The organism is Veillonella sp. 6_1_27, from assembly GCF_000163735.1.
Classification (GTDB): Bacteria; Bacillota; Negativicutes; order Veillonellales; family Veillonellaceae; genus Veillonella; species Veillonella parvula_A.
On sequence record NZ_GG770215.1, the window covers coordinates 360,360 to 374,985 of the forward strand.

Annotated in this window: 11 protein-coding genes and 1 riboswitch; of the genes, 2 read left to right on the top strand and 9 right to left on the bottom strand. The window is 37.0% G+C overall.

Going from position 1 to position 14,626, the window contains the following annotated elements:
- Positions 1-10: 10 nt before the first annotated feature.
- The gene (locus HMPREF0874_RS01730) at positions 11-667 is read right to left on the bottom strand and encodes a riboflavin synthase (protein WP_008600980.1); all 657 of its coding nucleotides are present in this window, start codon (positions 665-667) and stop codon (positions 11-13) included.
- Positions 648-1,862: a bifunctional diaminohydroxyphosphoribosylaminopyrimidine deaminase/5-amino-6-(5-phosphoribosylamino)uracil reductase RibD gene (ribD, locus tag HMPREF0874_RS01735; protein ID WP_008600982.1), complete on the bottom strand. Its 1,215-nt coding sequence runs from the start codon at positions 1,860-1,862 to the stop codon at positions 648-650. The genes HMPREF0874_RS01730 and ribD overlap by 20 nt, the downstream gene beginning before the upstream one ends.
- Positions 1,863-1,929: 67 nt before the next feature.
- Positions 1,930-2,045: riboswitch (FMN riboswitch) on the bottom strand.
- Between the two features lie 293 nt (positions 2,046-2,338).
- Between ribD and poxB the strand changes: the two genes are divergently transcribed.
- On the top strand, positions 2,339-4,081 hold the full coding sequence (gene poxB / locus HMPREF0874_RS01740) for a ubiquinone-dependent pyruvate dehydrogenase (protein ID WP_008600984.1): 1,743 nt from the start codon (positions 2,339-2,341) through the stop codon (positions 4,079-4,081).
- A 90-nt stretch (positions 4,082-4,171) separates the two neighbouring features.
- Here poxB and HMPREF0874_RS01745 read toward each other — a convergent pair whose 3' ends face one another.
- The 6 genes from HMPREF0874_RS01745 to HMPREF0874_RS01770 form a co-directional block, all read right to left on the bottom strand.
- Positions 4,172-4,630 (bottom strand): hypothetical protein, encoded by a 459-nt coding sequence (locus HMPREF0874_RS01745; RefSeq protein WP_008600986.1) that lies wholly within the window; start codon positions 4,628-4,630, stop codon positions 4,172-4,174.
- Between the two features lie 56 nt (positions 4,631-4,686).
- Complete coding sequence (locus tag HMPREF0874_RS01750; RefSeq protein ID WP_008600988.1) at positions 4,687-5,004, bottom strand: hypothetical protein; 318 nt, start codon at positions 5,002-5,004, stop codon at positions 4,687-4,689.
- Between the two features lie 127 nt (positions 5,005-5,131).
- Positions 5,132-8,923 carry a PolC-type DNA polymerase III gene (locus tag HMPREF0874_RS01755; RefSeq protein WP_039964953.1) on the bottom strand — a complete coding sequence of 1,264 codons (3,792 nt, stop codon included), beginning with the start codon at positions 8,921-8,923 and terminating at the stop codon, positions 5,132-5,134.
- 2 nt (positions 8,924-8,925) lie between these two features.
- Positions 8,926-9,903, bottom strand: a complete 978-nt coding sequence (gene holA / locus HMPREF0874_RS01760) for a DNA polymerase III subunit delta (RefSeq protein ID WP_039964954.1) — start codon at positions 9,901-9,903, stop codon at positions 8,926-8,928.
- A gap of 11 nt (positions 9,904-9,914) precedes the next feature.
- Positions 9,915-12,137, bottom strand: a complete 2,223-nt coding sequence (locus tag HMPREF0874_RS01765; RefSeq protein WP_039964956.1) for a ComEC/Rec2 family competence protein — start codon at positions 12,135-12,137, stop codon at positions 9,915-9,917.
- Positions 12,094-12,663 carry a helix-hairpin-helix domain-containing protein gene (locus HMPREF0874_RS01770; protein WP_008600995.1) on the bottom strand — a complete coding sequence of 190 codons (570 nt, stop codon included), beginning with the start codon at positions 12,661-12,663 and terminating at the stop codon, positions 12,094-12,096. Before HMPREF0874_RS01770 ends, HMPREF0874_RS01765 begins: the two co-directional genes overlap by 44 nt.
- A gap of 111 nt (positions 12,664-12,774) precedes the next feature.
- On the opposite strand from HMPREF0874_RS01770, the gene HMPREF0874_RS01775 reads away from it, so the two are divergent.
- The gene (locus HMPREF0874_RS01775) at positions 12,775-14,004 is read left to right on the top strand and encodes an aminopeptidase (RefSeq protein WP_004697444.1); all 1,230 of its coding nucleotides are present in this window, start codon (positions 12,775-12,777) and stop codon (positions 14,002-14,004) included.
- A gap of 78 nt (positions 14,005-14,082) precedes the next feature.
- Here HMPREF0874_RS01775 and HMPREF0874_RS01780 read toward each other — a convergent pair whose 3' ends face one another.
- Complete coding sequence (locus HMPREF0874_RS01780; RefSeq protein WP_004697136.1) at positions 14,083-14,562, bottom strand: dCMP deaminase family protein; 480 nt, start codon at positions 14,560-14,562, stop codon at positions 14,083-14,085.
- Positions 14,563-14,626 lie beyond the last annotated feature (64 nt).

Below are 14,626 nucleotides of genomic sequence, written 5' to 3' on the forward strand. Positions count from 1 at the left end.
CGCTCCTTACTTATATAAATCCATTCTCTACTAAGAGGGATTGCATAGATTTTTTAGGTTTTTCTTCGGTAGGTTCACTACCAAGATTCATAAAATGACGAATATATCGTCCAGCAATATCCGTTTCTAAATTGACCTCTGTTCCAATATGAGCAAAACCTAATATGGTTTCACTTAAGGTGTGAGGAATGATAGAGACGGAAAAACTACTGTCTGTTCGTCGCATAATTGTGAGGCTAATTCCATCGATGGTAATGGAGCCCTTATAGATAACATAATCCATAACGGATTTTGGGGCCTCTACGGTAAAGATAATGGCATTATCCGTTTGTTCACGATTAATGATGCGGCCCGTACCATCTACATGACCTGCCACAATGTGACCACCAAATCTACCATTAGCAAGCATAGCTCGCTCTAAGTTGACTGGTTGATGGACTTTCAAATTAGTAAACGTAGTCATCTTAATGGATTCTGGCATCACATCCGCTGTAAATATACTATTGCCAATCGTTGTGGCCGTCAAGCACACCCCATTAACAGCTACGGAATCACCAACTTTTAAATCACTAAAAATTTTTTCTCCTCGAATTGTTATGGCTAAGGATTTAGGGCCCTTTTTAATGTTCTCGATGCGGCCGATTTCTTCAACGATTCCCGTGAACATAAGCGCCCCTCCTTCCTTGACGATACGCTTCAATGCGAATATTATTATCTAATACTTTAGTCTTGGTAAAAGTTAATTGCGGTGAAACCTCTAAGCTTTCAAAACCTCGACCTCCTACAGCTGGTGTTGCATCGTTACCACCAATAATGGTATTTCCAATATATGTTACGACCTTATCAAAGTTCTTCGTTTCCACAAAGGAACTGATAATTGCAGATCCACCTTCAACAAGAATAGATGTGTAACCTAGTTCACCTAGTTTTGTAAGAATATCATCGATAGATAATTTCTTAATATCAATCACAATGTCTGTGCTCTTGCTTTTACGAGTAGAAATAGATTCTACTACGGTTACTTGAGCACCAACTTGTTCTAAGGCTTGTATCCGATCCTTAGGACAACCTTTAGATACGAATATATGAATCTTGCAATTATTTATTTCAAAGACGCGACTAGTAGTAGGTGTTCTACCAAGACTATCCAAGATAATTACATCTGGTTGATGAATCGTAATCGGTTCATCAAGTATGCTTTTATCTAATAACGCATCTGATAATTCACTATCCGTTAAACGACAATTTAACTGTGGATTATCTGCCAAAATTGTACCAATTCCAACGAGCATGGCATCATGCGTTGCACGCAACACATGTCCATCGCGACGAGAGGACTCATTTGTAATCCATTGAGATTGTCCAGTAGATGTAGCAATTTTCCCATCTAGTGACATAGCACTTTTTAGAGTGACAAAAGGCTTACCTGTCTGTATATAGGTAAAGAAATGCTCATTTAGTTCAGCACATTCATCACTACATACGGGGCAAACAACCTCAATACCTGCTTCACGAAGTAACTCCATTCCCTTTCCAGAAACTAGTGGATTTGGATCCGTACTACCTACTATTACTTTAGCTATGCCAGCCTCAATGATACGAAGCGCACAAGGTGGTGTTTTTCCATAATGGGAACATGGCTCTAATGTTACGTATAAAGTAGCACCTTTGGCATTATCACCTGCTTGATTTAGTGCATGCACCTCAGCATGAGCTGTACCAGCTTTATGGTGATAACCTTCACCAATTATTGTATTATCTTTTACCACAACAGCACCAACCAAAGGATTTGGTGAGGTGTGACCTGTGGCTAATTTTGCCAGTTCAATGGCGCGTTTCATATATACTACGTCATCCACCATATCACCTCAATAAAAAAAGGACTATTACATAGTCCTTGGGTCATCTCAAATGCGCACAACAAATGTGCCTCGTCTTTTCTCATCCAGACTCTACTGTCGGTATCGGAATTGCACCGATTCATACCAAAAAGGTTCGCGGACTTTACCGCCGGTAAGGAATTTCACCTATCCCCAAAGACTTATCTATTTTGTTTATGAATTAATAGTAACACTTTTATTAATGTTATGCAAGAATAATAGTTTTGTATTGAGAAAGAATATTAAATAATTTAATTAAAATATAATTTTTAGAACACAAATACTAGAACAATATAAATAATAATATATATTTACTTTTAATATAAACATATATAAACTATGTATACAGTAAATAGTAACTTTTATCACATAATTACATGTTAAACAAGTCTAATATAGTATATATGGTTTGAATAACCATATTTTAATGATAGTAATTATTAAATATAGGTGATAATATGGCAAAAAAACGAATTTCTGATGTACTTATAGAAGTCTTAGCCAATGCGGGCATCGAACGCATTTACGGTATCACTGGAGATAGTCTAAACTCTGTAAATGATAGTTTACGCCGCAATGGTAAAATTGCTTTTGAACATGTACGACATGAAGAAACAGCAGCCTTTGCTGCCGGTGCAGAAGCATCCCTAACTCATAAACTAACTGTATGTGCTGGTAGCTCTGGTCCTGGCAACTTACACTTAATTAATGGTCTCTTCGACTGTCATCGCAATCGTGTTCCAGTATTGGCCATTGCTTCTCACATTCCTCAATCTGAAGTAGGTTTGAACTATTTCCAAGAAACACATCCAGAAAATCTATTCAAAGAATGTTCTTGTTTCTGCGAACTTGTATCCAATCCTAAGCAAATGCCGGAAATTCTATTCCGTGCTATGAACGCTGCTGTTGGTAACCAAGATGTTGCTGTTATCGTTCTTCCTGGGGACGTTGCAGTTATGGAAATGGAAATTGACGAATTACCTATATGGGCCCCACCTCGTTTACCTCATATTGTTCCACAACGAGAAGATATTGAAGAAATGGCTGCTCATTTAGAAACAGGCAAACGTATTACCCTATTCTGTGGTGCCGGCTGTGAAGGTGCTCATGACGAAGTGGTAGAATTAGCAAAACGCTTACAAGCACCAGTTGTACATGCTTTCAGAGGTAAAGAATGGGTTGAATGGGATAATCCATATGATGTAGGTATGACTGGCCTATTAGGCTATACATCTGGCTACCGTGCTATTGAACAATGTGATACATTGGTAATGCTTGGTACAGACTTTCCTTACCGTCCATTCTATCCAGAAAATGCGAAAGTAATACAAGTAGATAGAGATCCTAGCGCTTTAGGTCGTCGCGTACCTCTTACACAAGGTATCATTGGTACTGTAAAAGATACGTTAAAAGAATTATTACCTCTTGTAGGCCAACGTGGTGATACTGAATTTATCGACACAGTGCGTAAAGCGTACACTAAATTTAGAGGTGATTTAGATAGTTATGCCGTTGCCGAGCCAGATGGTGTAGCAATTCACCCTCAATACTTCGTAAATCGCCTCAATAAACTAGCAGCAGAAGACGCGATCTTTACCTTTGACGTAGGTACTCCAGTTATTTGGACTGCTCGCCATCTAAAAACAAATGGTAAACGCCGTATTTTAGGATCCTTTAGCCACGGCTCCATGGCTAATGCTATGATGCACGCTATCGGTGCTCAAAATGCATGTCCTAATCGTCAAGTCATCTCCCTCTCTGGTGACGGTGGCTTTACAATGATGATGGGCGAAATGCTGACTTTAAAACAATTGAATCTACCAATTAAAATCTTTGTATTCAATAACGAAGAACTTAGCTTTATCGCTATGGAAATGAAAGCTTCCGGCTATCTAGACTACGCTACAGACTTTGTAAATCCAGATTTCGGTAAACTTGCTGAAGCTGCTGGTATCAAAGGTGTAAGCATTCATAACTCTAGCGAAGTGGATGAAAAAATCATGGAAGCCCTTAACCATAATGGTCCAGTCATCGTTAATGTTCGCGTGGACAAACAAGAACTTGCAATGCCTCCGAAGATTGCTTACCAACAAGCTAAAGGCTTCAGCAAATATTTAATCAATGCAATCCTTGATGGCCGTGGTACGGAACTTAAAGAAATGGCCAAAACAAACTGGATGAAATATAAATCCTTATACTAAAACTTTACTAAATCTGCCAAATATTTAAAACTGCAAAACTTTCAAAAAAGAGGTGTCATCATTTGATGATACCTCTTTTATTACATAATTTTAATCATATACTGTTATAAAACCTTCAGTCCACCCTCTTAAATTAAGAGTAATTATGTTTATTCCTAAATACTCTAATCCATGTACTTTAAAGATATCCCATGTTTTATACCACTTTAATGCTTTCTCTGCATATTCTAAAGTGCTAAATAAACCTATGTATCCAGAACTGGAATAATATGGATCTATATCGTAATCATACCAAACACCATAAATTTTATTATTTACTATTTCATAGTTAATATCATCACCTATATGAGCACAATCATTTAAATAGTGAGTTTTTATGGAAAAGGAATCATCATTTAACTTAGAAAATCCAGACAATATTTTAGATTCAACTAGAGCCTCTTCAGCTAATGATATATAAGAAAAAAATCCTAATCCAAAATATTCTGTATAAGGCAGCTCTTCATTCTTTTTATAGTGTGCTAAAGCTTCATATATTGGAATTCTCATAATTCACCAACTCACTTTAATATAATAACAAGATAAAAATTACACTTTAATTATTTCTATCTATAATAATCGTCCTCGTAATCGTCTTTATACCGTATCGCATCAACCTCTGATGGAGATAATACATTCCTCTCTTCATCTACATATTCCCGGAATTCGTTAAAGTATACACCTGGAATATCTGATTCTTCTAATTCAGGAGTATCTTCTGACTTAATATCCCAAAGTTTAATATCATCAGCTTGATTCGAAAGTCGATCAGTTATGTTAAAAGCATTACTATTTTCTTCCACTTTTGTATTTAGTTTAGGCACTTTAGAAACACTACTATTTGATGAATAGATTCCTAATAATTTTAATAAACTACCTATCATTTCCCAACACTCCCTTGCACCAATGATATATATTAATTATATTGTAGCAAACTACATAAAAATAAGCACTATATCAACATTTGGTATATAGTGCTTACTTTGTATTTAAGTCTTATCTTGTATTTTATTATGCTCCAAATAGTGACATTTGTTCGTCTTCAGGAAGTTCACCACAGCATTTGAGGTCTTTCATAAGATCAATGATGGTATTTGATACTTTACAACGGCGTTGCAAGTCTTTTAGAGATGTAAATGGACGTTCATTTCTTTCCTCGACGATAGCATCAGCTACTGTTTCACCAAGGGAATCAATAGCTAAGAATGGAGGTAATAGAGCACCATCCTTAATGCTAAAGCGTCTAGCTTCGGAGTGTTGAATGTCTACATTGATAAAACGATAGCCCCGTTGATACATTTCCATAGATACTTCCAAGGCACTCATAAGGTCCTTATCTTTAGGACTGGCAGCACGATCAAGAGCCTTGATACGGTTAAACTCGGTCAATTGTGTTTTGAGATCCCCTGTCATGATCCGTAAATCGAAGGCTTTCGCACGAATAGAGAAGTAAGCTGCATAAAATGCCAATGGATGATATACCTTAAACCAAGCAATACGGAAAGCCATCATTACGTAAGCTACCGCATGGGCCCGTGGGAATAGATAGGAAATCTTTTTACAAGATTCAATAAACCATTCAGGAATATTATTTTCACGCATTTCTGCTTCAAATTCCGTCGTAGCTTGCCCTTGTTTATTTCGTTTTTCAATACCCTTACCTTTACGCACGTTTTCCATTACAAAAAAGCTATGCTTTCTATCCATGCCACGATGAATCAAGAAGTTCATTACGTCGTCACGAGTTGAAATAGCTTCATTCAACTTACAAGTACCATTTTTAATGAGATCTTGCGCATTGTCAAGCCATACGTTTGTACCATGTGAAAAGCCAGAAATACGAACTAAATCAGAGAATGTTTGGGGACGAGAGTCTTCAAGCATGCCCCGTACGAATTTCGTGCCACATTCTGGAACAGCCAAGCTAGCTACTTGGTCACCTTGCAATTGCTCAGGTGTTAAACCAATCCCCTCTGTAGAGGAGAACAAGCTCAATGTTTTTGGATCATCAAATGGTATTGTTTTGGCGTCGATACCAGTCAAATCCTCTAACATACGAATAATGGTCGGATCATCATGGCCCAGAATATCTAGCTTAGTCATACGACCTTCAATGGAGTGATAATCAAAGTGTGTCGTTAATACGCCACTTTCCTTTTTATTAGCTGGATGTTGAATTGGCGTAAAGTGATGCACATCCATATCTCGAGGACATACCATAATACCACCAGGATGTTGGCCTGTAGTATTCTTCACATTTGTAAAGCCCTTTGCCAAATGTTCAAAGAAACCATTACGAGCTTGAATGTCTCTAATTTCGGCGTACTTTTTAACATAACCAAAAGCAGTTTTATCAGCTATAGTGCCGATTGTACCTGCTTTAAATACATTATCACGGCCAAATAGTTCTTCCGTATATTTGTGAGCTTTTGCTTGGTAATCACCAGAGAAGTTAAGGTCAATATCTGGAACCTTATCACCTTCAAAACCAAGGAAGATAGCAAACGGAATATCGTGACCATTTGTTTGTAATGGATGACCACACTTAGGACAATCTTTACGAGGCAAGTCAAAGCCCCCTGCATATTCGCCCTTTTCAAAAAATTCAGAGTATTTACAATGAGGGCAGACATAATGCGGCGGTAATGGGTTTACCTCTGTAATCTCAGACATGGTTGCTGCAAAGGAAGATCCAACGGAACCACGGGAACCTACGAGATACCCATCATCAAGAGATTTTTTTACCAACTTATGAGCGATGTAATACAATACGCCGTAGCCATTGGAAATAATACAATCTAATTCATAATCGAGACGTTCTTGTACGACACGAGGCAATGGATCACCATAAATAGCCTTCGCATTTCTATAGCACATTTCTGTGAAAGCTTCGTCAGCACCTTCAATCTTAGGTGAATATGTACCATCAGGCACTGGCTTAATATCTTCAATGCTATCATTAATAGCACGTGTATTAGTAACGACTACTTCGTATGCTTTCTCTTCGCTTAAATAAGGGAAGGACGCAAGCATTTCATCTGTAGTACGTAAATGTAAATCTGGCTGTTCATCTGCATCTGGATAACCACATGCAGTTAACATGATTTCACGATAAATTTTTTCTTCTGGTGTCAGGTAGTGAACGTCACAAGTAGCACATACAGGTTTATTTAAAGCTTCCCCTAATTCGATAACGGTCTTATTCATATCGATGAGTGCCTGCTCGTCGGGCATGAGCCCTTTACGAACCAAAAACGTATTGTTAGTATGTGGCTGAATTTCAAGATAATCGTAGAAGGAGGCTATTTCTAAAAGCTCTTCTTTTGTAGCTCCACGAACGATGGATTGCATAAGCTCCCCTGCTTCACAGGCAGAACCGATGATAATACCTTCACGATGTTCTTCAATAACGGAGCGAGGCAAACGCGGACGAACCTTGTAATGTTCAAGGTGAGAAATGGAAATCATTTTGTATAAATTACGTAAACCTACCATATTTTTAGCTAACAAGATAATATGGTACCGTTTATCTTTTTCTTTTTTCTTTTTCTTATCTAGTACAGGCTCTTCATCTTTTGTTACCGTTTCATCTTCGATGAGGTAACCTTCTACACCGTAGATAACCTTAACACCTAACTCCTTACCAAGAGCTTGCGCTTCTGGGAAGGCTTGTACTACGCCATGGTCCGTAATAGCCACCGCAGGATGACCCCATTTTTTAATTGTTTTAAACAAGTCTTTTACAGATACGAGAGCATCTTTATCACTCATCTTGGTATGTAAGTGGAGTTCCACACGAGAGTCCGGACGATTTTCAGTTCGTTCCACACTAGTAGTTTCTATTGCTTCAATACTGCGAATAGAAAGGATATAATCCTTGTCAAAACGATCATCAAAGCTGACACTACCTTGTACGCGAACCCGTTGTAAGCCTTTTAGTTGTTTTAGTAATTCATCCCCTTCTTCAGGACTGTTCGTAAACTTGATAAATTTAATGCTATTTGTATCATCTACAATGCTGCCGTTAACGATACTTTTACCAGTCTTAGTATCACGTTTATCTAAACCTACAAAGACACCTTCAAAAATTACACTAGGTGTATCCAAGGTGCCCATGATTTTAGAGGTGACCCCTTCAATTTTAGGCCCTAAAATCATGCCTTCATCAGTAGGTGCATCCTTTGGTGCACGACGAGGATATTTACCATCCCCTTCACTTCCTTTAGCCGTAGATTTTGTAGTTTTTTTATGTCCAAAGCCTTTGCTTGCTTTAGGTGTACTGCTCACAGATGCAATAGTATCACTACTGCTAGATTCGGCAGCCGTATGATTAGAACGAGACACAACAACTGGACTATTGTTGAAATAGCCTAATTCAATAGCTTCTACAAATGGAGCAAAATCATCTTCGTCTACATCATCATATTCATCTTGTTGGTCATAACCCGCAAAAGACTTGCCTCTAGGTTCTTGATTTTTAGCCTCTTCAGCTTCACGTTGTGCTTCAGCCGCTTCAATCCATTCACCAGCACCACAGCCACCGCCATAATAATAGGTATCTAACCCTTCACCCGTTTCAGTATCTACTTTCCAAGCAAAGCAACAAGCTGTATCTGTATTTGTTGGAATATCATCAAAAGAGATATTTTTTTCCTTATACCATGCAGATAACCTTTCACGTAGACTAAGCAATGTGGAAAATGCAGAGTCTGCTGCTTGAATCGTCACATGTTGGCTATGACAGTTCACATAGAAGGATGATTTCTTATTCTGTTTTGGTACAACACGATAACGTACTTTCATTTTTATCCCTTATACCCACAGTAGGTAATACATAAATCTCTAAATCGCCAAATATCGCCCTTGCTGCTACGGCTATCTAATATAATCTCATAAAGCCCTTTTAATAAAGCTCGTAGAGCCTTAATTGAAATTCTTGGACTCGCCTCGTAAGCTAGCTTAATCGGATATGGTTTAAATGACGAATCATGATCCTTACATAAGTTTTGTATGGCTTGAACAGACATACCCACTTGGCGACATTCGCTAACTAGCAACTGTAAACGTAATTGCCCCTCAATATAGCTCATAGCACGGTCTAATTCTTTATAGCCGAACATAAATGGAAATAGTTCAAGTAATGTATCGATATCTCTTTTTAATAGAGCCTCTTTAAAAGTAAAAATATTTTTGGCTCCATAGTCACTACCGTTTTCTTCGAGAAATTCTTTGGTAATAACCCTTTCCCCAGTAATCTGTAAAAAATATCGGTCAAACTCAGTTCTCATAAAAGAAACAGGTACCTCTTGCCACAAATCGATAAGATGAGCCACATATTCCTGTGCATCAGGCGTCATTTTAAAGCCGTTAGACGTACAGTACTGACGTATCCACATCACGAGGTCTTCCCCTTCAAGACGCTTACATTGATGATTTGGTATTTTTTCTAAAATCTCTTTATTCTGCTTGATCCGTTTATCAATCATATCATGATAAATCAAAACGATAGGATTATCTCCATTATATTTCAAGAGGAGTTCATACAATGGAACCCAAGCATCACTATTTTTGCCACTTTTACGAATGATGGGCAAATTAACTAAACAGAATACCTTTTGATCGCCAAAAAGTGAATCTTCACATAGTTTTTCACTTATTTTTTGTGGGCCCACCTCATCATCTAATACAGTCACTGGAAGGTCTGGATAGGCACTTAAAAATTTACGTTTTTCTTCTTCAATTAATTGTGGTTCGTCACCATAGATGAGTTGAATATGTGCCATGTTCCCTCCTTTCACAGATAGATATCTTTAATAAAGCTGTATCCCATTATATACATATGTTCTGATGATGGATCAACATCGCGTAAAGCACCATGAGGACTACTAAACAAAACCGTACTACGTGGTGAAATACGATCAATTTCATGCATTACACTAAATCGACTTGTTATAAATAAAACATTAGCCTTATCATTTAATTTTAGATTTTTTTCTCTACTTTGTCCATTATATACGACTATTTGGTTCATACCATTTTTATATATTACCCTTGCCAAACCGTTACTGTGAAAGTACTTAACTTTTACATCTTTAGGCTTTACACCATATGCCCTTATGGCCTGATTAATAAGTCTTTCATTAGGTATAGTTTTAATATAATCTGGTGCATCGATTAATAGATATGCTCCTCTATGGTTTGGGTCTATGCAAAGTAACACATTACACTGTTTCATAGGAATATAATGGATTATTGTGTCCTTATGATACTGAGTCACATAGTATGAAGCACCAAAGGTTGCAACCATACATAATAAGGACATCACTATATATACAGTATACTTATTCTTATGTGTCAAAAAATACGTAAACAAACCTAATAGAGCATAATATATATAAACACAATAAAGATGCATCATACCAAGCCAAAGTAGACTATAACTACGTCCTAACACATGATTTAAATATAAAGATATTCGCAATAGTACATCTACTAAAGACCATATTAACGATATAGGGAATACGTAACTGACTAAAGTACTTACAAAAATTAAAACTATGGATATATCTAATAGGGGCGCTACTATACAGGCTGCTAGCAAACTAGCAATACTAATATAGTGAAAGTAATAGAGTTGTAATGGCAATATGAGTAACTGTGCGGATACACATAATACAAAAGGTGTTTTTATCCACCTTGGTAACCACTGTATCCGTTCATATAGTACCTTTCCCCATATGAGTAAACCATAGGTTGCACCAAAGGATAACTGAAAGCTTACATCAAATAAAGAAAAAGGATCATATACAAGACATATAATAGCGCATATACATAAAGCCTGTTTAGCTTGATATAATCGTCCTTTTACATAAGCCATGCACATGAGTATACTCATCATCGTTGCACGTATAACTGGTGCATCTCCACCAATGATACAGCAATATGTACAAGCTACTAATATACCTAAAATTAAGCATGTGCGCTTCCGTAATTTAACGAGTCTTCCTAAACCGTAAATTAAGGCTAATAGCAGTGCAATATGTGAGCCAGAGATAGAAAGAATGTGGATGAGACCCGTATAAGCAAAATCTTTTATTCGCTCTTCCCCTAGCTCACTATAATGACCACCCAAGCATAAGGCTTGTGCTAATACCTTTTGTGGGCCATCTAGATTACTAGCAATATTTTTTTTAATAGATTCTCGTATTTGACCACATAAATATAAACTTCTCCTATATATTTCTTCATAAATACTCTTTTTATATGAAAATGTTTGTAAATCTTTAGCACTGGCAGGTCGATAAACTCCATCGTAGATTCGTCCTCTTGTGTTAGAACCCATATATCTGCCTCGAAGATTGATTCGACCTTCCTCTTCGATGAGAAATAAAGACTTTGGAGTTCCTTCAATAATGGCTTGTTCTCCCAATTTTATTTTGTTATTTGTAGCTGATACCTTAGAGTATACTTGCAAACGTCCTTGAGCCTTTATATAGGAGTTTTTTGCGGTATCTTTATAAGGATGTAATCTATGAAGAGTAACATTATATTTGTAATATTTCTGTCCATCTAGATTTACTATTTCAGGAGATGATACAACAGTACCTAGATATTCTCCTTCTTGCTGTAAATAGTATGATGTATAACTATTATAATTAATAATTTGTAAATCTGTTTGATAATAAGATAAACCAACTAAAACAAAGACTAAGATGATTAACTTGCTAAGTGAATGCCATCTTTCAGACGATTGTAATGCTTTGAAAATACCCACAACTATAATAGCTAACCCAATAGCAAAGATGTAGTGCATCTGCATAAGTACAGGATAATACTGACCATAGCCTAATATTGTACCCATAATTATAGAACCCAATATAGTATGTGCCCATTGACTATGGGTTAAAACCTTAGTGTTCCAATTAACATCATTTGCATCAAAGAAGGGTTCATCATTCTTGCTATCTTGATGACTAAATTGTAATTTTGTCTTTAATCTTCTTAAATACTCCGTCACCAATGCCCTTCACCCCCTTAATACCTTTAATGGATGTAAAGGGACCCTTTTGCGAACGATATTCTTCAATTCTCTTCGCCATAGCTGGGCCAATACCTGGTAATGAATCTAATTCCTTTGCAGTTGCCGTATTGATATTAATCTTGTTACCGCGCAATAAAACCTCTGGATTACCGTGAAAGTTAAATACTATATGGATATGATCTCCCGCATTTACTGGTTTTGCCATATTGACTGATTCTATATCAGCATAAGGTAGTAGCCCACCTGCAAGCTTTACCATATCTCCATAAGTAGCTGAATTTTCATATTCATACAATCCTGGTGATACAACAGCACCTGTAATATACGCAATTGGTTTATTGGGCAATTGTTCTACATTTGATATAGAAGAATTTCCATCTATTGCCCCTTCAGCTAGGACAGAATCGCTTTCATCTGTTATAATAGGCCATAGGAAATAAATTCCTACTAAAATACATAGGATTAATATAATTATCGTATACGGCTTCAATTTACTTTTCATAATGCACCTCCTACTAAAGGATTTTCCAATATAAAAGTAAACTCCTACCGTTGACTCTATTGGTCACACAAGCAGGAGTTTTATAATTGATGTCGAATATAAGGAGACTCAATGAATCAAGATACATTAAGAAAATATGCCCGTACATTATTACAATACGGCGTAAATTTACAACAAGATCAAACTTTAGTTATTTCTGTTGATGTGGAAAATAAAGACTTTGCAGTTATCGTTACAGAAGAAGCCTATCAATTGGGGGCTAAAGAGGTTGTCCTCAACTGGCGCTGTTCACCTATTGCACGTCAACGTTTAATGCATGCCAAAGAAACAGTCTTAGAAAAACCTGCTAACTGGATTCCTGAATTCTATAAGCAATATATCGATGATAAAGCGGCATTCTTATCTTTAATTAGTGCCAACCCTAAAGCCCTTGCTGGCATCCCGACAGAACGTATTTCTTTACATTCTCGTAATTTAAACAAAGCCTTATCCTTCTATCACACAGCTATTATGAATTCGTCTGTTACTTGGTGCGTTGCTTCTGTGCCAACTGTCTTATGGGCAGATTTACTCGGTTATGAAGGTACCGATGAAGAAAAAATTGACCAATTGTGGGCAACTTTGCTTAAACTTTGTCGCATCGAAGGCATTGAGGCAAAGGATACATACCGTCACCACATGGCTAAATTACGCCATCGTCGCGAAGCAATTAATAAACTAGACTTAAAAGCATTGCGTTACACTTGTGAAAATGGTACTGACCTCTTACTAGAATTACCAGAAGGTCATATTTGGCAAGGCGGTGAAGAAGCGTCTAAAGATGGTACTATCTTCAATGCTAATATTCCTACCGAAGAAATTTTCTCTGCACCACAGTACAATGGTGTAAACGGCATTGTATATAGCACAAAACCTTTAATTTACCATGGCAATACGATTTCTGATTTCTCCTTCACTTTCAAAGAAGGTAAAATTGTAGAGTACACTGCCAAAGAAGGTTATGAAGTACTAAAAGAATTAGTTGAGACAGATGAAGGCTCACACTACCTTGGCGAAGTTGCATTAGTTGATCATTTTAGTCCAATCAGCCAATCTAATCAAATCTTCTATGAAACATTATTCGATGAAAATGCATCATGCCATCTAGCAATTGGAGCCTCTTACCCTACATGCCTCAAAAACAGTGATGGTTTATCTGACGACGAATTAAAAGAACGTGGTTTGAACCACTCTTTAACACATGTAGACTTTATGATTGGTCATGAACATATGAATATCAAAGGCTATACACGTGATGGCCAAGAAGTAGACATCATGATCGATGGTCGCTTACAAGTATAAACATAAATAAAAGATAACGAAATCCCCCATATACAACTGTATATAGGGGATTTTAAAAGCAATTAAATTTTTATTACATTACAATGTGATATTCAAAGTGCGGCCTGTAGGCTTGTATTCAATAATTTCTACACCTGCGGTTTTTAACATTCGTTTAGAAGCTTTTACCTCTTTCGTATCCTTATATAGGTCATCACGATAGATAACGGCCTTAATACCACTTTGAATAATGGCTTTCGCACATTCATTACAAGGGAAAAGTGTTACATATATTTTAGAACCTTCTAAAGAACCGCCCCGATAATTAAGTATGGCATTCAGTTCACTATGAACGGTATAAAAGTATTTATTATCATCCGCCGTATCGCGTTCCCATGTGAAATCATCATCACTACAATTTAATGGCATCCCATTATAGCCAATAGACAATATTTTATTATCATTGCTCACAATACAGGCACCTACTTGTGTGTTGGGATCTTTAGAACGCTGTGCCGCTAAAATGGCAACACCCATGAAGTATTCATCCCAGGAAATATAATCGTTACGTTTTGCCATAGTTACCTCTCTTAAAAATAAGCCCCCATCTACCTATGTAGTTGGGGGCTTACATTATTAACCA